Origin of the sequence: Streptomyces sp. NPDC059169, assembly GCF_042755225.1 — a bacterium.
Taxonomy (GTDB): domain Bacteria; phylum Actinomycetota; class Actinomycetes; order Streptomycetales; family Streptomycetaceae; genus Streptomyces.
The window spans coordinates 131,695-151,714 of sequence record NZ_JBHZCF010000003.1; the positions used below are offsets into that span (position 1 = coordinate 131,695).

Genomic DNA, 20,020 nt, shown 5'->3' on the forward strand with positions numbered 1-20,020 from the left:
GTTTGTCTCATGCGCCATCAGAAATGGGTCCATACGGACCCGTCCGATCGGTCCGGGACGGGCGCCCCTCCCGGAGCGGGTCCGCGCAGGCAGCGGTGCGCCCTGCGCGTCCCCGTCCTCAGAACGGCGCAGGCGAGGGTGTGAACGCCGCAGAGACGTCCCCGAAGAGGTCGATCCCGTCGGGTTTCAGTGTCATGACCGGGGCTGCGGGCGACAGGTCGAAGCCGTCGATCCCGATCCACAGGAGGTTCGGGCTGGTGGCCAATTCGAAGAAGTACCGCTTGCCGGTGAGGTCGCAGACGGTGCGGTACTCGGTGTTGTAGGTCGTGAACCTCCCCTCGCGGTACGGCGCACCGAAGGGCACGGAGGCGTTGCGGGTGACCGACAGGATGCTGGCGACTGCTTGCCGGTCGTCGGCCGGCTCGGGCAGCAGTGCGCTGAAGTACGCGGCGCGCTGGAAGCGGTCGACGGCGTTGACGTTGCCGGGTAGGGGGATGTCGCTGTCGGGCTCGTCGTGGCCCAGCTGGTGGAGGCGCTCCACCTGCTGCTCGAGCAGGCGCAGTTGCTCGTCGTAGGCGGGTTCGTTGGTCATGATCGTGTAGCTGCGGTCGTGGTGCACCTGCCGTTCGCCGGCGAGGTATTCGATGACGGCCGAGTCTCCGGTGCTGTCTTCCAGGGCCACGTGGACCGTGGCGGAGAAGCCGCGCAACTCCACCGGCACCAGCTGGAAGGTGTCGAGCAGGTCCAGGGCGTGTGCCACCGTCTGGGCGTTGTCCAGCAGGTACTGGATCCACAGCGCGATCTGCAGCCCCGGCCTGCTTGGATCGCGGCGACCGAGGTCGGTGCTGTCCAGATAGAGCATGTGCGCCGCGAGCCCGGCTTCATTGAGGCCGTCGGCCGTGCCTGCGCCGTAGACGGTCGTCACGATGCTGCCGAATCTGCTGGTCCACAACAGCGGGTTGTCGCCAACGACGGTGGTGCCCGCCAGTTTTCCGCCGTCGCGCTTGAGCCCCTGGGGGAAGACGGTCAGCACCGGCTCTGTCGATTCGGGCCAGTCCATCGTCCGGCCGGTGAGGACGGCGCGGTTGTCGGTGTTCCACAGAATCCGCGTGCACATGGGTGAATCCCTCTCTGGTTGGCGCGCCGCGCGTCAGCTCCCGGCCGAGGGACGTGGCCCTCCGTGGTCCCGCCAGGTCGAGCGTGCTCCGTGCCGCCGACCCTTCTGACCAGGACTGCCACGCCCCGGTGGGCCCTGTCACCTGCTGGTGCCGAAAGAACCTGATCAGCCCTGCTGGCGCGACTGCCGGTGTGCCGACCGGGTTCGGAGGGATGCGGTGGCTCGGATGTCGGGGCCGCCGTAGGAGTCGCGGGCGCGCCTCGGCTCCGACGCCTGGCAGAGCAGCCGCACGGGCGTCCCGTCGGTTCCGGGCGTGACGGATGCTCCGTTCCCGCGGGCGCTGCCTGAACCGGGGGAACGTGGGGCGCGGGTGTGGTCGGTCCGGTTCAGCTGAGGGGTCGGCGGTAGCAGTGCAGTTGGTCGATCTCGGTGAAGCCCGCCGAGTCGTAGAGGGCGTTCGCGGCGGTCCGGTCGCGGGGGTCGCCGGGTGGGGCGTCATCGTCGACGTACAGGATCGCTTCGCGGGCGCCGAGGGTGGACAGTGCGTGCAGGGCCGAGCCGAGCATGGCACGTCCGAGGCCGCGGCGACGGACGTCGGGCAGGACACCGATCCACCACAGCACGCCGATGCCCTGGACGGGACGGCCGATGACCGCTTCGGCGACCATCCGGTGGTCGTGGTGTGCCCGGAGCCGCCGTGCACCGGGGTCGGCGTCGTCTTGTTGGATCCGTAGCCCGGGGGCCAGGGGGAGGTGCCTGACGGGGAGCGGGGTGTGCAGGTAGCGGCGCAGTCTCGTGCCGTTGAACCCTGCGTTCTCCAGGGCTTTGCAGGTGCCGGACCGGTGGCGGACGGGCAGCGCTTCCAGGCCGAGGGTCAGTGGGGTGGCCAGGGAGAACGCCTCGATCGGGCGGTGCCCGAAGTACGCACACGCGTGGCGAACGAGGCGCTCGGCCATGTTCGTGTCCTCATGGCAGTGCAGCCACAGGATCACGCCTGTGCCGTCGGCGGGGCGCAGTGCGTACGAGATCGCGCCGACGGTGCGGCCCTGCCGGTTCTGGGCCACGTCGGCCAGGGGCGGGGTGAGTTCGCCCCAGGATGCCTGGTCGGTGCCGGCGCGGCCGGCCAGCGCGTCGGTGAGCATGGCCCGGGTGGGTCGGGGCTGGCCTGGGAGTCTCTCGGCGTCGGCCAGTGCCAGGAGGTCGAGCGTGTCGGTCGGGGTGCAGGGGCGCAGGGTCACGCCGGTGAGGGGAGCCACGACGACGACCTTGGCGTGTCGACCCCGTCGGTGTCCACGCGGTGCGCGGGTGGTGTCCGTGTGCCGATCGGTGCGAAGCGCCGGGGAGCCGGCCCCGTGACGACCGCCGGTACGCGGCCGCGCGGGCCCCGGCGGGGCGGGTGTGCCGTGCCGACCCTGATACGGAAGGTAGGTACTCGCCTTTCGGGTGACGAGTGTGTGGCGGCCCGCGCCGCTCGCCGGTGTCGGAGTCTCCCTCGGCATGGAGTGATGCGCCTGTCCGCGCACACCGTCAACAGCATGTCATATGACGGTGTCATCCATCCGAGTTGCATCGGGGCCCCGGGTGCTGTGGAACCGCTGGTTCTGTGCCGTGTCGATTATCGTGACGGAAAAGGGTTCCCCGTGCGGGTGGAGCGTATGGTCTCAAGCTGTGATCCGGTTCCTGCTGTCCCTGGCGGCTGTGCGAGCGGGGCGGTCCGGTACCCCGTCTGCGGCGTCCCGGTGGATGCGCTCACCCTGTCCGAAACGGTCGCGGCCGCCGAACTGCTGATCGCCGACGAGCGCCCCCACCAACACGTCGCGGTGAACGCGGCGAAGATCGTGATGGCGAGCCGTGACGCCGAATTGGCCCGCATCATCAGTTCCTGTTCGTTGATCAGTGCCGATGGGCAGGCCGTTGTCTGGGCGAGCCGGATGCTGGGGCGCCCGGTGCCGGAGCGGGTGGCGGGCATCGACCTCATACTGGGCCTGTGGGATCGCGCGGCGACGACACGCCATCGCGTCTATCTGCTCGGCGCGGAGGCGACGGTGGTGCAGCGAGTGGCTGCCATCGCCGCGGGCCGAGGTGTCGACGTGGTGGGTTACCGGGACGGCTTCTGGGCTGCGGACGAGGAGCAGGAGGTCGTCGCGGCAGTTCGCGCGGCAGCGCCGGATCTCTTGTTCCTCGCGGTGCCCACGCCGTTGAAGGAACGCTTCCTGGCACGTCATCTCGATGGTCTGGGGTGTGGACTGGCGGTGGGCGTGGGGGGGTCCTTCGATGTGGTGGCCGGAGTCCACAGCCGGGCCCCCTTGTGGATGCGCAGGTGGGGACTCGAGTGGGCGTTCCGGCTTCTGCAGGAGCCCCGCCGACTGTTCGCGCGCTATCTGATCGGCAACAGCCGCTTCATCGCGCTGACGGTGCGGCACGTGGTGCGACAGCGGAGAGGGCGCCGACGGTAGGGGCGTCTTGACGGGGCCGCGTTGCGGGCCTGCCGGGTCGCTCTCCGCGCTCCTGCCTGATGGGTCCGGCGGTGCTTCGGCACCGGCTCGGGAGGTACGGCGAACACACCGGTTGCCACGGGCCGTCCGTCCTCCACGACCGTCAGCTGACGACTGCCATGGATGGCAGATCGACCGCCGGCCGCTTGACCACTGAATGCCGTGCGTTCACGGTGGAGTTCGCATGTGCTGCGGCGGAAGGGCGTCAACGCTCCCGCCTGCCGCCATCAGCGGGCACCGGCCGTCGTCATCGCCGTCGTGGCTTCCCGGTCACTCTTCGCTCCGGATTGCGTACACCGCGGTCAAGGCATCCAGCAGGGGTGCGGTCGCCCACCTCGGTGACCGATCGATGGGACGAACGCGTCCGCGCCGCGATGCAGGGGGTGCGCAGTCGGGGAAGTGACCGGTGACGGCGGCCCAAACGTCGTCGGCGAACCCCGGGGGTACGTGGCCACGGTCCTCACCCCACGCTGCCATGCGCAACGCCGTCGCGTCGTTGTTGGGATCGCGGCGGGCCGCCGCCCCCCGGCGGGAGCCCTGCCCTGCGTAGTAGCGCGGCACCGCACCGTCGAACAGCGAGGTGAAGTAGAACCGGGCGCCGGCGCTCATCGCGGCATCCACATCGAGACCCAGCTCCGCCGCGGCCGACTCCAGCCGCAACAACACGTAGCCGGTGTGGAACCCGTCCACCCAACCGAGACCGGAGGCATCACCGTAGGGCCACGAGCCGTCAGACCGTTGTGCCGCAATCGACGCCGACACCGACGCACACGCGGCGTCGCGCAGCCGGGACGCCAACGGGCGCGGCACGTCGATCCGACCGGCCAGTCGTGCCGCCAGCGCCGCCCCCATCAGGTTCGCGTTGTGAATCAGCGTCCCGGTGACGGGCGTGTAGGCGAAGTACCGTCCGGTGAACAGCTGCTCAAGCAGGCCCGTGGCCAGGGACTCCACGCCGTGCTCCGAAAGCGCCCCCGTGTCCAGGCACCCGTCGGCGCAGAAGGTCGTCGCCACGATGTTCGGCATCGACGCAGGGTAGTAGCCCCAGCGCGTCTGCACGTCGAACTCGTAGCGCCACAGCCCCGCGTAGCGGCCGGACAACTGCTCGGCCGCCGTCACCCGCCCCAGTCGCTCGGCACGGGCGCGCCAGGCAGGGGACGTCCCGAGGCGGCTGCACGCGGTCGCACCCACACCGCAGGCTGTTGCGGTGCGCAGCGGACGAATCCCCAGGCATCCGCGCACATCGACTGGTGAGCGCTTCACTCCTTGCAACAGCACCTGTCGCATGAAGGGACGAACGGCCACCCTCGCAAGGGGACTCGTGAGGCCGTCGTAGGGATCGGGTCCGGCCCACTGGCGATTCTCCAACCGGGAGAAGACACGCTCCACATGTTCCCCAAGCACACCTGCGCCCAACACTTCGCAGACGCCCGAACCGGCCACGAGACCTCCCGTTAGCACGCCCCATGTATCGCCCCGCCACAACGAGCCAACCTAGGACCACACAGCATCGGGCAGCCAACGCGACCCACCAGGCGTACGCGTTTTCCCCCTCACAGCCCATGGCGGGCTCCGCTTCCACGAAGGGAAGGGAAGTCGACCAGCCAGCGGGTCGTCGACGATGCCATCGGCCGACCGGCGGCGGGATGGGCCGTGTCCGTGCCGCTCGGCGCCGCCGACCGTCCCTGGCCGACCGTCACAGGGCAGGTTGAGCGGAGCAGCGAAGGCCAGCATCTCCACGGGCGGCGATCCTCGACGGACCGGGCATCCGTCGTTGCCAACGGACCCGGCGGCACCGAGCCTGCCTGCTCAGCTTGGGCGGCGCGGAACCGCCGCCCCGGCGGTTCCGCAGCCCGGCGCGGACGGACCGGGCTGCGGAAGCCGGAAGAGGACGCGGAGCGCGCCGCGGCGGTGAAGCCGGGCGGAGGCGGTTCACTCCGCTCTGCGACGGCAAAGGGGTGCGTGGGAAAGCCGTCGTTCCGACCTACTTCCAGACCTACTTCCAGATCTCGTCCACCCACTCGGGGTGGTCGACGAAGGGGTTCCTGTTGTGCTGGAACGTGTCGTAGATGACTTGGTTGCGCTTCTGCTCGAAGGCATCCGGCGGATCCTGCTTGTTCCACTCCTTGAGGACGGACAGGCGGCCGATGTTCGGGGCGGAGCCGTTGTCGACCGCGTCGTTGGGTTCGAGGTCGGGGGCGCCGTCCTCGCCGTCGTAGCGGACGGCCATGTAGAGGATCATGCGGGCGACGTCGCCCTTGACCGCGTCGCGGGGCTCGAACGAGTCGCCGTCGGTGCGGTTCCCCGGGGCTTCGTCGACCTCCTCACCACCGGCGTCGAAATCCTTGTTGCCCCGCGTGCTGTTCACCGAGACGTCCGTGGGGCGCAGGTGGTGGATGTCCGTGCCCGGGCCGACGTCCGTGCCGAAGTCGCCGTGGGACTTGGCCCAGACGTGCTCGCGGTTCCAGTTGTCTTCGCCGGCTCCGTTGCTGGTCTTGCTCTGTGACCTGCCCGAGTAGAGGAGGATGACGTTCGCCGGATTCTCGGGGTCTTCGTCGGTGGCCTTCAGTGCGTCCCAGACCTGGCCGTAGGTCAGTTGCGTCTGCTCACTGATGATGGTGTGGAGGGCGTTCTTCAGCTCCGGGCCCGTCTTGCCCAGGGCGTCCTGGTAGTAGGTGTCGTCGTAGTCGCCCGCTGCGGTGGTCGCCCGGGACCGGAGGGAATCTGATCCGCTCGGCGAGGCGAGTGCAGCGCTGGGTGCGGCGATGCCGGCCACGACGACGGTGGCGGCGGCTATGCGCCAGCGTTTGCGACGGTTGAGGCGGTGGGTGGACATGGTGTGGGGGTGTCCTCTCCCTGGTCGGGCGTCTGCGTACGGGGGGGTGCGCGTACGAGAACGCGACGTGGTGGTGTTCGAGTACGGGACGGGAGCCTTTCATGTCCATGACGCACGTATGTGCACGGGCTGCGTCCATCGTGTGGCAACCCGGTGAACGAACGTTGCCCTCCCTCGTGTCCTGCGACGGGCAGGGAGGACCGCGGTGCCACGTTCCCCGACGTCCGTCACGCCGCGGCGCACCCAGGTGTTCTCGTTCGGGCTGCGGATCAGGGCGGCCCCCGCACACCACTTCTGCGGACCGGTTCCGGCACGAACGCCACGGGCGTCGTTGGCGCCTGGTCCATTCACGTCCCGCGGACGCGCGCCTGCGCCGAGCGCCAACGGAGAAGGCGCACCACCACCCAGTGGCCTCCGTCGATCGTCGTCCGGGGGTCCCCACGACGGCTGTGTCGCCGCGTTCTCGCAGATCACGGAGGAGGACCGGACGGCATTCGACGTCGCTCCAGCCCAACGCTCGACCACAGCCAGCCGTTGCAGCAGAAGACATGGCGGGGCCAGGCGCAGGAACGGTCACCAAGCCCATGGCCAACGGGTAGCGGTGGGTCCACTCGTGCTCGGGCGCGTGAGCGAATTTACTCCCGTAGGGACCGGCGATGAAGGTCGCCAAGGTGGTGATCGCCGCCCGGACCGATGCGGTCCACACGTCGTCATTCGGTCGCATGCCCGCGCGTGCCGGACGGGTGTCCGGCACGGACGTCAAGACCTCGTCCGGGGAACGGGCTTCGGTCTCGGGCGGTGGATGTGGTCGGCAGCGTCGCGCAGGTGGGGAAGTGCTTCCGCGGGACAACCGGATCGTGCTTCGGTGGACTCCTGCGCTACCGGCACGAAGGACCGTGTGCGTCGCGGGACTCGAGGACTTCGCGTCCCAAGGAGTAGATCTTCCCGATCACGTCGTCGCACTCCGGGGCGAACACACGCCGTGCCACGTCGAGCCGTCGATGCGCACGTCACGGGCGTCGGCCGCCCTCCGTCGACGACCACGTCGACGGAGGGCGTGCAGGATCGCGACCCGACCGAAGGCGAGCGTCTCCGAATCGTCGGCGAGCCGTCGGGGCACGCGCCGGGTCATCTCACCGCCGGGAACGGGCCTCCGGGCAGTCGGCCCACCGCGACCGGGACGGACCGTGCCCCAGGTGCGCGGAGACCAGGAGAACGGCCGTCGCCCAGAGGGCGACCGCGAGGCACCCGACCCCGGACGACCCTGACAGGGACGCCAAGAAGAAGAGCACGCCCGCCGCTGCGGCGGCCACGACGGCCGCCACCAGAGCCACGCGCGTCCGAGTCGGTCGAACCGGAGGTGGGGTGGTCCGCAGGGCGGCTTCCAACTGGTCGAGCAGTGCCACCTCGCGCGCCGACAGTTCACTGGCCACCCGAAACCCCACCTCCTGAGTCCACCGGGGCACGTCCGATGCTGTGCGCGGCATGTGACACCGCGTTGCGTCCGGATGCCCCACCTGCGGGTTTCCATGCCCGACACGGTCACAGCGCCACGTGGCAGGAACGGGCCGGGCCATGGCGTCCGGAGCCGCACCTCGGGTCGTCGAGACCACGACGAGCGACCGTGATCCGGCACCTACGGCCGGGCCCGGGCCGGCCGTCTGGCTCGCACCCTGCGGAGGCCGGCAGGCCCAGAATGCCGTCCCCGGGGCCGCTCCCCCGGACCCGACCCACCGTCGCAGGCGATCGGTGCGTGACCCTCCGGGGGCCTCCCGGCCGGTGCTCGTGGGCAACCGACCGGGATCCCACGGCTCAGCGGAGATCGAACCGATCGAGGTTCATCACCTTGTCCCACGCCGCCACGAAGTCACGCACGAACTTCTCTCCCGCGTCGGCGGAGGCATACACCTCCGAGAGGGCCCGGAGCTGCGAATGCGAACCGAAGACCAGGTCGACCGCGCTCGCGGTCCACTTGACCTCGCCCGTGGCGACGTCCCGACCTTCGAACACGTCGGCGTCCGACGTCGACGCCTTCCACTCCGTCCCCATGTCGAGCAGGTTGACGAAGTAGTCGGTGGTCAGGGTCCCGGGACGGTGGGTGAGGACACCGTGTGGAGCTCGCTTGAAGACGGTGTCCAACACCCGCATGCCGCCGATGAGGACCGTCATCTCGGGAGCGGTCAGCGTCAACAGGTTGGCGCGGTCCAGGAGGAGGGTCTCCGGCGACAGCTTCTCGTCCGCGTGGAGGTAGTTGCGGAATGCGTCCGCCTTCGGTTCGAGCACGGCGAACGAGTCCACGTCCGTCTGTTCCTGGGAAGCGTCGGTCCGCCCCGGTGTGAACGGAACGGTGATGTCGTACCCGGCGTTCTTCGCGGCCTTCTCGACGGCCGCGCAACCACCCAGGACGATCAGGTCGGCGAGGGAGACCTTGGTTCCGCCGTCCTGCGAGCGGTTGAAATCCTGCTGGATCCGCTCGAGGGCCTGCAGCACTTCGGTGATCTCGGGCAGGTCGTTGACCTCCCACTCCTTCTGCGGAGCGAGCCGGATTCGGGCGCCGTTGGCCCCGCCGCGCTTGTCCGTACCGCGGAAGCTCGCCGCCGAGGCCCACGCGGTGGTGACCAACGAGGAGAGGGGCAGCCCCGACGCCAGGACCTTCTCCTTGAGCGCGGCGACCTCGGCGTCCGAGACGAGTCCGTGGTCGACCTCGGGAACGGGGTCCTGCCAGAGCTGGGGTTCGGGAACCCACGGGCCGAGGTAACGCGAGAGGGGCCCCATGTCTCGGTGCAACAGCTTGTACCAGGCCTTGGCGAACGCCACGGCGAGCATGTCCGGGTTCTCGTGGAAACGCTTCGCGATCGGCTCGTAGATCGGGTCGACCTTCAGCGCCAGGTCCGTCGTCAGCATCATGGGTGCATGCCTCTTCGACGGGTCATGGGCATCGGGGACGGTGCCCTGGGCAGCAGGATCCGTGGGAGTCCACTGCTTGGCGCCGGCGGGACTCGTCGTCAGCTCCCAGTCATAGGCGAACAGGTTGTCCAGGTACCCGCTGTCCCACCTCGTCGGCTCGGTGGTCCATGCGCCCTCGAGCCCACTGGTGAGCGAGTCCGCGCCCTTGCCGGTGCCGTGGGTGTTCCTCCAGCCGAGTCCCTGCTGCTCGATGGGGCTCGCCTCGGGTTCCGGGCCGATGTACTCGGCGCCGACCGCACCGTGGCACTTGCCGAACGTGTGACCGCCGACGATGAGGGCGACCGTCTCCTCGTCATTCATCGCCATGCGTCCGAACGTCTCCCGAATGTCCCTGGCTGCTGCCACCGGGTCCGGGTTGCCGTTGGGCCCCTCGGGGTTGACGTAGATCAGCCCCATCTGCACGGCACCGAGCGGCCCGGCCAGCTGCCGGTCGCCGCTGTAGCGCTCGTCCCCGAGCCACGTGTCCTCGGGTCCCCAGAAGATTTCCTCCGGTTCCCAGATGTCCTCCCGCCCGAAACCGAACCCGAACGTCTTGAACCCCATGGATTCCATGGCGCAGTTGCCGGCGAAGACCAGAAGGTCCGCCCAGGAGATCTTCCGCCCGTACTTCTGCTTGACCGGCCACAGCAGGCGACGTGCTTTGTCCAGGCTCGCGTTGTCCGGCCAGCTGTTGAGGGGGGCGAAGCGCTGCGCGCCGGAACCGCCGCCGCCCCGGCCGTCGGCGATGCGATACGTACCGGCGGCGTGCCAACTCATGCGGATGAAGAGCGGCCCGTAGTGGCCGTAGTCGGCGGGCCACCAGTCCTGCGACGCCGTCATCACCTGGAAGACGTCCTGCTTCAGCGCGTCCAGGTCGAGGGTCGCGAATTCCTCCGCGTAGTCGAAGTCCTCCCCCATCGGATCGGAGAGGGGCGAATGATGATGGAGTACGTGAAGGTCGATTTGGTTCGGCCACCAATCCCGGTTCGTTCGGGGACGGGTCGGTGTGGGGGCCGGAGAGGGGATGGCTGGGTTCTCGCTGTCGCTGCCGGACACGGTCGACCTTCTTCCTGTGTCGGTTCTTCCCACTGGTGATTACTTGCTCTTGCGGTTCTTCGCCTTGTGGTTCTGCGCTCGGCGACGCCGGTGCAGCCGTTCGTTTCCACCTACGGAACGTACGCCGGTCCGCAGAAGACGACGTGACGCGAAGGTTCGACGAGAACCCATCCTCGTGCATCACGCAGACGATTGTGCGTATCGCGTCCGTATGGTGGCGCACCGGCGACTGCACCGCCACGAGAACACGCAGAGCCCGCCGGGTAAGACCCGCTCAAGGGAGTTCTCATTCGCTTCCCTATTCATGTCGGATCACCTGCGTGCGCGCCGATCTCCGAAGCAAGAGTCAGGGAAAATCAGTTCGTCGCATCATCCTTCTCTGCTGCGCCGGCGGGAGCGGGAACGGGACGCAGCGAGCAGCCGGTGGCGCCGGACGACGCCCCGAGCGTCATCGACCGGCGCGAACCGGTCGAGAGGCACCTGTGGACCGCCAACCCCGCCCGGAACTCACGCCGGTCCCGCCCGGTGGTCGCCGAGGTCCCCCGCGCCGATCCGCAGCGCACACCAGGATCCGGCATCCGTATGGTGCGTTGCCGGTTTGCGGGGTAGACCAGCAGGATCGGAGTCACCACGAGGAGAGGCATGGGCGCTGTGCCGGATACCGGGGAGTCCCCGCCAAGGGCAGGCCAGGCTGCACCCGGGGCAATGCCGGACGGGATGTTCGCAGGCATCGCTTCAGCCGCCTTCGTCGTCGACGACGAAGGGATCATCGTCACCGCCAACGACCAGTCGGAGCGGCTCTTCCAACGATCCGTGGACGAGTTGATGGGGCAGGACGCTCACGACCTGTTGCACCGTGACGGTCACGGCCACGCACTGCCGCGCACCCGCTGCGGACTGCGGGAGGCGCTCCTCACCCACAGCACCAGGCACCGTGATGTGGACTGGTTCGCCCGGGGGGACGGCTCCGTGATCAGCCTGTCCTGGCTCATCACGCCCTGCGCGCTCGCCGCCGGAACCCCGGGCGCCCTGATACTGCTCTACCCGCCGCAGGACTCGACGGAAGGCCACGGGGACGGGAGCGGCAGCGGCACGGCCCTCACGGAACTCGACCGGCTCGCGCTCCTGGCCGAAACCACCACCCAGCTCACGTCCACGCTGGACGTCGACGAAGCGTTGCGTCGCCTGGCGGGACTGACCGTCCCGCGGCTTGCGGACTGGGCGGTCGTCGACCTGATCACCGAGGTCGACGAGGTACGTCGGGCCCTGGTCGTCCGCCACGAGGGCGGCCGCCTCGTCGAGCGCCCAGACCTGCAGGGGCCCATGCCCCCGGTGCCGCAGGAGTCACCGATGCCCTTGTCGCGAGCCCTGCGGGGCGCCGCGTCGTCCATCGCCGGTCCGTCCACGTACTGCGGTCCGCCGGATTCCGGCATGGCCGTCGAACAGCAGCGGCTCTTCGCGGAGACCGGTATGCACTCGGCCGCGATCGCCCCGATCCGAGGACTCCGGGAGGTGCTGGGTGCACTGACCCTGGGTCGCTCGCATCGACCCGACCCGTTCTCGGCCTCCGATCTCCCGCTCCTGGAGGACCTCACCCGGCGGGCGGGCCTGGCGCTGGACAACGCGCGCCTCTACCAGAGTCAGCGCAAGGTCGCCGAGACCATGCAGCGGCACCTCCTGCCCCAGATCCCCATCGTGGCGGGACTGGAGATGACGGCGCGCTACGGCCCGGCGGCGCACGCATCCCAGGTGGGTGGCGACTGGTACGACGCCTTCCCCCTCGCCGACGGGGCGACCGCGCTCGCCGTCGGGGACGTCGTCGGGCACGACCTCGACGCTGCGGGCGGTATGGCTCAGATCCGCAACATGCTGCGTGCCTTCGCCTGGACGCACCCGGACTCACCGGGGCTCGCGGTCTCCCGCCTGGACCAGGCCATCCTGCACATCACCCAGGTACCCATGGTCACCATGGTCCTGGCTCGACTCGCCCTTCGTGACGACGGCCTGTGGCAACTGCACTGGACGAACGCAGGCCACCCTCCCCCGCTGCTCGTCACCCACGACGGAAGGACCCGCTTCCTGGCGGACGCGCACGGTCTGTTGCTCGGTACGGGCGGCAAGGCTGCCCGTACCGATGCCGTTCTCGCCCTACCGCCCCGCTCCACCCTCGTGCTCTACACCGACGGGCTGATCGAATCCCGCCGGCACACCCTCGACGAGGGCATGGACCGGCTCAGCCGGCACGCTGCTTCGCTGGCCCGTCGCCCTCTGGACTCCTTCAGTGACTGCCTGCTCGATCGGGCCCGGCCGGACGACAACGACGACGACGTCGCCTTCCTCGCCCTGCGGACGCCCGGCTCCCTGTCCCCCGGATGACGTGGTGGGCCGCCCCGGCGGCCGGGGCGGGCAGCGACGCAAGGCCCGAAGTGGTACCCGCGCCCGGACGCGCGCTGGGCTCCACACCCGGTCGGTGTGGAGCCCAGCGGCGCGTCCCGCTCCCCGTCACACGGGGCGACCGCCGAAGGGACCGAGCGCGCCGTAGTAGGTTCTCAGGTGGTGACGGTCGCCTTCGTCCCCGAGGTGCCGCTCACGGTGGAACTCCGGCGCGTCCTTGATCTCTTCCTTGGTGCGCTCCACGTAGACCTTTCGTTCCTCCAGGTCGACGCTGCTCACCGTGCTCGCCGGGAGCAGGACCTCCCTGCCGAAGATCCACGGGCCGGTGTCCACCACAAGGTAGGCGTCCCCGACCTCGTCGGAGTGCTTGTCCACCTTTCCGATGGCGCCGTCGGTCGACTCCACTTTGTAGCCGCTCAGATCCGTGCCGGCCAGGTGGCCGAGGGTCGACCTGTAACTCCGGAATCCATCGGTCACGGAATGCGACTCCTTCCTCAGACGGAGGGGCGGTGCCCGCCCCTCACCACACGTCATACACGGCGGATTTCCTTCCGCCCGACCACGGGGAACTCCGGGACCACCGGTGATCGGTGATGGTCCGCCTTCTCCGGAGCACCAGGATCCGGCTCGTCTCCGCACCCACCTTTTTTCTTTCCTTTCCCGCCGACCCGGAACAACGACGAGCACGGGACACATCGACGAGCACTGGGTGAAGTTCGCTGCTCGACCGGGCAGGGGCATTGTCGGGACGATGGGTACAGCGGCGTCCCGGCGCCTTTGTGCTACCAGCGGTACCAGCGGCCACTGCCGCTCTTGGGGCGGGCGACGAAACCGATCAGCCACAGCACCAGTACGGCGATGGCGACCCACCACAGGACTTTCACGGCGAAGCCCGCTCCGAAGAGGATCAAGATCAGCAGAAGAACCAGAAGCAGGGGAACCATGTCTATCAACCTCCGTGGAACCGTATGCCCCGGCCTTTCCCACTCACACGCTCCCGTGCGCAATCATCCTGCGTGCCGAGCATGAATTCCCCGTACCTCTGGACCGCGGGGACTACGGCCGACGCAACCTCCGTCGCACGGCCCCCGGATCGCGCGGGCTCCCGTCGGTCGGTGTTACCGAAGCGCTACTCCACGAGAGTGGTCGACGAGGCGCGTGTACCGGGACGTCAGGCCATCGGCGGCAAAGGCTTGCTGTGCTCTCACGCCCGGGTCGGTGTGCCCGGCACCGAACGGCGGGCCCGTTGCGGTGGCCAACGCATGACGGGTACAGGCGAACGTCACAAGGGTATCCGCATTGCGTAACGTGCGCCGGTCGTCGCCCGCCAGGCACCCACCGGTGTCCGAGAGTCTGTTTCCCGGTCAACGGACCGGTGAGCGAGACGACCAGTTGCTGCGTCACGTGCTGGTGGTGTCCTGAAGGAGCATCGCGTGTCTGCTACACGTCTTGTCCGTCGGCGATCGCCCTGTCAGTGGGCTCCGTCGCGGGGGGACGCCGTACCGGCCGCCCCCCACGGCGACTTCCGTGACCGTGGCTGGCACTTCCGGTTCCGGCCGGCGGTCGCGGCCGCGTCGTCGACACCCGGTCCTGGGGCCGACTCGGCAGCCGCGACGAGGACGGCTGCCATGCGATGAACCCCTGACCCCGGCGCCCGCCCCACCCGAACCGCAGCCCGTCCGGGCGACGGACGGGACGGACGTGAGGCGGCGGGGACCCACGCCGCTCGTCGAGCGTCCGTCGGGGCCGAGGGTCTTCCGGGCGGCCCCGACGGACGACCCACGGACAGGTCTGCTCCGTCCCGGTCGATGGCGCGCACGGGCGTTTTGTCCCGCCGTCACCGGACGTGGCGCCCATGCAGTCACCGCCACAACGGTGCACGCAACGAACGAACACGACCGAGCCGCGAAGTCCGCGGTCGGCGCAACGAGCCCAATGGAGGCAGTGATGTTCCCCTTCGTCAGGAGCACGGTACTGGTACTGGCCGTCGGAGCGGCCACCATCGGCGGCGTCTCGGCGGCGGCAGCCGATGCCGGAGCCACGGGTGTGGCTACCGACTCGCCGGGGGTGCTGTCCGGCAACGTCGTCCAGATCCCCGTCCACGCCCCGGTCAACGCCTGCGGGAACTCCTTCAACGTGATCGGCATGCTCAACCCGACCGTCGGCAACACCTGCACCAACGGAACCGGAGCCGGCGGTGTGTCAGCGGGCGCCGTTGCCACGGGTGTGGCCGCCAACTCCCCCGGAGTGCTGTCCGGCAACGTCGTCCAGATCCCCGTCCACGCCCCGGTCAACGCCTGCGGGAACTCCTTCAACGTGATCGGCATGCTCAACCCGACCGTCGGCAACACCTGCACCAACTCCTGACGGATACGGGCGGTCATCCCCGTCGCGACACCCACGCCGCCGGGTCCCGGTAGCAACCCCAAGCGTCGCGACCGGGGCGGCCCTCGGCGTCCCGACGAGGGGGCCGGGAGTCCGGAACAGATCGCGACTCGATCTGTTACCGGAAGGTCACCGGGGTTCGGCCAGGGAGACGTTCACACCCCGGTATGCGAACGGGCCGTCACCGGAGTTCCGGTGACGGCCCGTCGTGCGGGTGCTCATGCGGCCAGCGCTGCCAGGGCCCGGCGGGCGCGCAGGGCGGCGCGCTCGGCACGGGCCTTGAGCTGGACCGCGCGGACGAGGCGTTCTCGCTCGGCCTCCCGCATCCGCTCGTTCATCAGGTCGCGGCTGTGTGCTTCCAGCACGAAGGACATCGTTACCCCCTGGGCGGCCCGCCGGTACCACTGCGATACCGAGACCCGAACCGCCTTCCGGTCTCAGATTCTACTCACAAATCCGCGATCCGCCTTCCATTTTTAGGTACATGTGAGCAACGACCTGTCCATTGCAAGGTCAGCCGGGTGCTACGCCGCCCCGCTCGGACAGCAGCCAAGCCACTGCACGTGCGCTTCGGAGCAGGACCGGAGGCCCGGACCACCACGGCCGTACGCCCTGGAGGGCGCCCTGCGAACCGGTCCGCCGGTGCCGTCCCGTGGGGTCCCGGCCTCCCCCTGCGGGCGCCCCCTCCAGGCGGGATCCGCCACTGCGAGGCTGACGCGGCTGCTGGAGCGAGTGCCGGGCCGTCGCTCTGTCGTGCCTGCACCGGCCGCGCCTCGTCGCGCGTTGCGGTCCCGCGTCGAAACAGCGATGCGACGTCAGGAGGTTCCGCATCGGACGGAACCGGAAGAGTGCAGGCGGCGTTTGACTCTACGGGCAGGCGGGCCGACCCGCGCATCGACAAGAAGAACGAGGAAACCGGATGAGCGAGAAGGCCCGCAAGCTGTTCGCGGCACTCGATCTGGACAACAACGGCACCCTGACCCGCGAGGAGGTCATCAGCGCCCTGCGGTCGAAAGGACCGCACCTGGCGGCCTCGGGCGATCTGCCGTACTGGGGCGTGCAGGACGCCGACGCCTCCTCGGCCCTGTTCGACGCGGCCGACCAGAACGGGGACGCCGTCCTGACCCTCGAGGAGTTCACGGCGGTCGTGAACCGCCGTTTCGGCTGGCGCTGACGCCACGAGGACCTTTCCGAGCGCGGCCGGTCAGTGAGAGCGGCGGGAGTTGAGCCGGGCAGCCCGACGCGTCAGGTGGTCGCGCTCCGCGAGGTTCGGCGCCTTGTGGGCCGCCTCCGCGTACAGCCGTGCCGCCGTCGCCAGATCGCCGTCGCGCTCATGGAGGTACGCCGCCACCGCGGCGTGGCGGGGAAGTGAGGCGTCCAGCTCCGCGAGCGCCGCCAGTCCCGCGCGCGGCCCGTCGGCCTCCCCCACCGCCACCGCACGGTTGAGCCGGACGACCGGGCTGTCGGTCAGGCGGGTGAGTTCGTCGTACCACTCGACGATCTGCACCCAGTCGGTCTCCTCGGCAGCGGGCGCGTCAGCGTGGAGTGCCGCGATGGCGGCCTGGGCCTGGAACTCGCCCAGTCGATCGCGGGCGAGGGCCGCCTGCAGGACCTGCACCCCCTCGGCAATCATCGTGGTGTCCCACCGGCTTCGGTCCTGCTCCGCGAGCGGCACCAGGCTGCCGTCCGGCGCGGTCCGGGAGTCGCGCCGGGCGTGGTGGAGCAGCATGAGGGCGAGCAGTCCCGACACCTCCGGGTGGTCGATCACGGACGCGAGCTGCCGGGTGAGTCTGATTGCCTCGGCGGCGAGGTCGACGTCCCCTGAGTAGCCCTCGTTGAAGACGAGGTACAGGACGCGCAGCACGGTGGCCACGTCGCCTGGCCGGTCGAAGCGCACGCGGGAGACGGTGCGCTTGGCCCGACTGATGCGCTGTGCCATGGTCGCCTCGGGGACCAGGTAGGCCCGAGCGATCTGACGGGTGGTCAGGCCACCTACGGCACGCAGCGTGAGCGCGACTGCGGATGCGGGCGTCAACGACGGATGGGCACACAGGAAGTAGAGCTGGAGCGTGTCGTCCACCGCGGCCACGGGCCCGGGAGCCGGCTCCTCCTCGACGAGGTCCTCCCGCCGGCGGCGGGCGGAGTCCGCCCGGGTCGCGTCGAGGAAGCGGCGCCAAGCCACGGTGACCAGCCAGCCCTTCGGGTCCCGGGGCGGGTCGACCGGCCAGGCGCGGACCGCCTCGACCAGCGCGTCCTGTACGGCGTCCTCCGCCGCCGTGAAGTCGGCTCCACGGCGGATGAGGACGCCGAGCACGCTCGGCGTGAGGCTCCGGAGCAGGGCCTCGTTCATCGAGCGTGTCACTCCGTGACGGTGGGCGGCGCGGCGAGGAACGGGCGCACCTCGAGCCACTCGTGGATCGGCTTCCCGCCGGCCCCGGGGGCGGCCGACAGCTCCCCGGCCAGCTCGACGGCGCGCTCGTAGCAGTCGACGTCGATCACCATCCAGCCGGCGATGAGGTCCTTGGTCTCGGCGAAGGGGCCGTCGGTGACCGGCGGGCGGCCCTCGCCGTCATACCGGACCCAGGCACCCTCGGGGGCGAGCGCCTGGCCGTCGACGAACTCGCCGGTTCCTTCGAGCCGGGCGGCGAACTCGTGCATGTACTGCACGTGGGCCGAGATCTCCTGCGGCGTCCACTGTTCCATCGGCACGTCGTTGACCGCGGCCGGAGCGCCGCGGTAGTGCTTGAGCAGCAAGTACTTGGCCATGATGTTTCTCCTCGGTGCTGGTGCGACCCATTGTGGTCGCGTTCACCCCGGGGACGGAGCTGGGCGCGGGTTCTCGACATCGCCGGCGGAAGTTCTCGAACTCTCTGGGACGAGCATCGACCGCCGTCCCGCCGCGTGCAGGTGCATGTCCAGCGCATGGGCGGGACCGAGCCGGGTTCCGGGCTCCCGAGGCGGCCCGCGGGTCGTTTCGACGAGGGCTCACGGCATGCGGAGCGTGTCGACGGCGATGCGCGCAGCGCTGCCGATGACGGCGTCGGCCGCGGGAAGGAGGGCCGCGGTGCTGGCGCTGCGGGTGAAGACGGCAACGGCGTAGCGGCCGCCGTCCGGGTATTCGACGACGCCGACCTCGTTGCGCAGGGTCGGCAGACTGCCGGTCTTCCCCGCGACGTGGACGTCGTCGAAGGGGAAGCCGGACGCCATGCGGTGCGGCCAGACCTGGAGTCCGAGGAGGCGGCGGATGGCGACGCCGTGCTCGGGTGTGCACGCTTCGTCGCGCCACAGGGCACACAACAGCCGGGTCATGTCGCGTGGAGTGGTGCGGTTGGTGCGCGACGGGTCGAGGGCCCGGAGCCGGGCGATGGTGTGCGGGTCGGTCAGTGCCTGTGCGCCTCCGGGGCCGGCGTCTTCCCTGATGGTGGCAAAGAGTTGGCTGAACGTGTGGACGGCGCGGGTGTGGCGCAGACCGAGCCGGTTCGTGGTGTGGTTGACGGCGTCGAGTCCGATCCGTTGCAGCAGGAGGTCTGCTGCGGTGTTGTCGCTGACGGACATCATCAGGTACGCGACGTCGCGCAGTGACATACGGACGGGGTCGAGCATGGCTGCGAGTCCGGTGGGGCCCGGTGTGCGCTCGGTCGGAGGGCAGTCGATCTGCTCGGTGAGGTCCAGGTGCCCCGCCGCAGCGTGTTGGTGGAGGGTGACGAGACAGCACAGTTTGTGGACGCTGGCGGTCGGGACGGGGTGGTCGGCACCGATGCCGATCTGTGAGCCGGAGTCGATGTCGACGGCGTGCAGCCAGCCGCTGACCCCTGCTTCGGCGAAGGCCGCACCGATGCGGCCGAGGGCGTCGGTCACAGCCAGAACTCCGCTGCCGGGCGCAAGTGCAGCGGACGGGCGGGCGCATCACTGCGGGCGGCCGCGGTGGTGCGCAGCGCCTCGTCGGCTGCCTCGGCGAAGGCGCTGACGGCCGCGTCGCCGTTGCCCTGAGGCCAGGCAACGGAGTGGCGCCAGGCGAGCGGTGCGCCGGCGAGCGGACGCCAGACGAGGTGCTCGTCCCGAACGACGGCGTCGGCGGGTTGGGCGTCGCGCGGGCTGAAGGCGACGGCCTTCGCGGAGAGGACCAGGCCGCGGACGAAGCTGGCACCCTGGCCGTGCCGTACGGCGGTGGGGGTGAAGCCGTTTCTGGCACAAGTGGTCAGCACGTCGTCGTACAACGCCGGGGCGCTGGCCCGGGGGAAGAGGATCAGTCCGTACCCGCTGAGGGAGGCCAGCGGGACCTCGGCGTGTTGGGCTGCCGCCGCATCGCCGGGCAGGAGCACGCCCAGCTCACGCCGCAGGACCGGGCCCAGGTCGAGACCGGACACGTCGCAGGGGTGGTGGATGAGTCCGACGTCCAGTTCGTGCGCGGCGAACCGGGCGAGTTGCTGAGCGGTGGACAGTTCGTGGAGCTCCAGCTCCACTCCCGCACGGCGCTGCTGGAAGTCCGTCAGCAGTGCCGCAACGGTCTCGCCCGCGATGTCGGGCGGCAGGGCAGCGCGCAGGAGTCCGCTCTCGCCGTTCCGAATGCGACGAGCCGTGGCCATGAGCGTCTCGGAGCAGGCCAGCAGCTCCCGAGCCTCCTCCAGCAGGAGTGTTCCTGCCTTGGTGATCGTCACCTGTCGGCTGGTGCGCTCGAAGAGCCGCACCCCCAGTTCCTTCTCCAGGCGCTGGATGCGTTGTGACAGGGGCGGCTGAGCCATGTCGAGGCGAGCGGCGGCACGGCCGAAATGTGACTCTTCTGCAACAGCCACG

General features: G+C 69.8%; 17 protein-coding genes. 4 read left to right on the forward strand and 13 right to left on the reverse strand.

Annotation, left to right across the window (positions count from 1 at the left end):
* Positions 1–118: 118 nt before the first annotated feature.
* Entirely contained in the window at positions 119–1,117 is a 999-nt protein-coding gene (locus ACFXOM_RS06845) for a linear amide C-N hydrolase (RefSeq protein WP_384927905.1), read from the reverse strand.
* A 386-nt stretch (positions 1,118–1,503) separates the two neighbouring features.
* On the reverse strand, positions 1,504–2,373 hold the full coding sequence (locus tag ACFXOM_RS06850; RefSeq protein ID WP_385037216.1) for a GNAT family N-acetyltransferase: 870 nt from the start codon (positions 2,371–2,373) through the stop codon (positions 1,504–1,506).
* 483 nt (positions 2,374–2,856) lie between these two features.
* Between ACFXOM_RS06850 and ACFXOM_RS06855 the strand changes: the two genes are divergently transcribed.
* Entirely contained in the window at positions 2,857–3,573 is a 717-nt protein-coding gene (locus ACFXOM_RS06855; RefSeq protein WP_384947324.1) for a WecB/TagA/CpsF family glycosyltransferase, read from the forward strand.
* Between the two features lie 309 nt (positions 3,574–3,882).
* Here the strand turns inward: ACFXOM_RS06855 and ACFXOM_RS06860 are convergent, their stop codons facing one another.
* The 4 genes from ACFXOM_RS06860 to katG all read right to left on the reverse strand — a co-directional run bounded on the left by ACFXOM_RS06860 (position 3,883) and on the right by katG (position 10,447).
* On the reverse strand, positions 3,883–4,800 hold the full coding sequence (locus tag ACFXOM_RS06860) for a hypothetical protein (protein WP_384947322.1): 918 nt from the start codon (positions 4,798–4,800) through the stop codon (positions 3,883–3,885).
* A gap of 805 nt (positions 4,801–5,605) precedes the next feature.
* Entirely contained in the window at positions 5,606–6,445 is an 840-nt protein-coding gene (locus ACFXOM_RS06865; RefSeq protein ID WP_384927916.1) for an endonuclease I family protein, read from the reverse strand.
* A 1,133-nt stretch (positions 6,446–7,578) separates the two neighbouring features.
* Positions 7,579–7,878, reverse strand: coding sequence for a hypothetical protein (locus tag ACFXOM_RS06870; protein ID WP_384927918.1), 300 nt, complete (start codon positions 7,876–7,878; stop codon positions 7,579–7,581).
* Between the two features lie 379 nt (positions 7,879–8,257).
* Positions 8,258–10,447: a catalase/peroxidase HPI gene (katG, locus tag ACFXOM_RS06875; protein ID WP_385037218.1), complete on the reverse strand. Its 2,190-nt coding sequence runs from the start codon at positions 10,445–10,447 to the stop codon at positions 8,258–8,260.
* Between the two features lie 642 nt (positions 10,448–11,089).
* On the opposite strand from katG, the gene ACFXOM_RS06880 reads away from it, so the two are divergent.
* Entirely contained in the window at positions 11,090–12,823 is a 1,734-nt protein-coding gene (locus ACFXOM_RS06880; protein ID WP_384947319.1) for a SpoIIE family protein phosphatase, read from the forward strand.
* Between the two features lie 126 nt (positions 12,824–12,949).
* Here the strand turns inward: ACFXOM_RS06880 and ACFXOM_RS06885 are convergent, their stop codons facing one another.
* Both ACFXOM_RS06885 and ACFXOM_RS06890 read right to left on the reverse strand, forming a co-directional pair.
* On the reverse strand, positions 12,950–13,318 hold the full coding sequence (locus ACFXOM_RS06885) for a PRC-barrel domain-containing protein (protein ID WP_384927927.1): 369 nt from the start codon (positions 13,316–13,318) through the stop codon (positions 12,950–12,952).
* Between the two features lie 305 nt (positions 13,319–13,623).
* Positions 13,624–13,785 carry a hydrophobic protein gene (locus ACFXOM_RS06890; RefSeq protein WP_384927930.1) on the reverse strand — a complete coding sequence of 54 codons (162 nt, stop codon included), beginning with the start codon at positions 13,783–13,785 and terminating at the stop codon, positions 13,624–13,626.
* 1,003 nt (positions 13,786–14,788) lie between these two features.
* Here ACFXOM_RS06890 and ACFXOM_RS06895 point away from each other — a divergent pair.
* On the forward strand, positions 14,789–15,208 hold the full coding sequence (locus tag ACFXOM_RS06895) for a chaplin (RefSeq protein ID WP_385037221.1): 420 nt from the start codon (positions 14,789–14,791) through the stop codon (positions 15,206–15,208).
* A gap of 236 nt (positions 15,209–15,444) precedes the next feature.
* Here ACFXOM_RS06895 and ACFXOM_RS06900 read toward each other — a convergent pair whose 3' ends face one another.
* Positions 15,445–15,600, reverse strand: a complete 156-nt coding sequence (locus tag ACFXOM_RS06900; protein WP_384927936.1) for a hypothetical protein — start codon at positions 15,598–15,600, stop codon at positions 15,445–15,447.
* A 545-nt stretch (positions 15,601–16,145) separates the two neighbouring features.
* Here ACFXOM_RS06900 and ACFXOM_RS06905 point away from each other — a divergent pair.
* The gene (locus ACFXOM_RS06905) at positions 16,146–16,400 is read left to right on the forward strand and encodes an EF-hand domain-containing protein (RefSeq protein WP_384927940.1); all 255 of its coding nucleotides are present in this window, start codon (positions 16,146–16,148) and stop codon (positions 16,398–16,400) included.
* 30 nt (positions 16,401–16,430) lie between these two features.
* Here the strand turns inward: ACFXOM_RS06905 and ACFXOM_RS06910 are convergent, their stop codons facing one another.
* The 4 genes from ACFXOM_RS06910 to ACFXOM_RS06925 form a co-directional block, all read right to left on the reverse strand.
* Positions 16,431–17,576: an RNA polymerase sigma factor gene (locus ACFXOM_RS06910; protein ID WP_384928986.1), complete on the reverse strand. Its 1,146-nt coding sequence runs from the start codon at positions 17,574–17,576 to the stop codon at positions 16,431–16,433.
* Between the two features lie 8 nt (positions 17,577–17,584).
* A complete protein-coding gene (locus ACFXOM_RS06915) occupies positions 17,585–17,992 on the reverse strand; it encodes a YciI family protein (RefSeq protein WP_384927943.1) in 408 nt (135 codons plus the stop codon).
* Between the two features lie 219 nt (positions 17,993–18,211).
* A complete protein-coding gene (locus ACFXOM_RS06920) occupies positions 18,212–19,084 on the reverse strand; it encodes a serine hydrolase (protein ID WP_384927946.1) in 873 nt (290 codons plus the stop codon).
* Positions 19,081–20,019 carry a LysR family transcriptional regulator gene (locus ACFXOM_RS06925; protein WP_384927949.1) on the reverse strand — a complete coding sequence of 313 codons (939 nt, stop codon included), beginning with the start codon at positions 20,017–20,019 and terminating at the stop codon, positions 19,081–19,083. The genes ACFXOM_RS06920 and ACFXOM_RS06925 overlap by 4 nt, the downstream gene beginning before the upstream one ends.
* Position 20,020 lies beyond the last annotated feature (1 nt).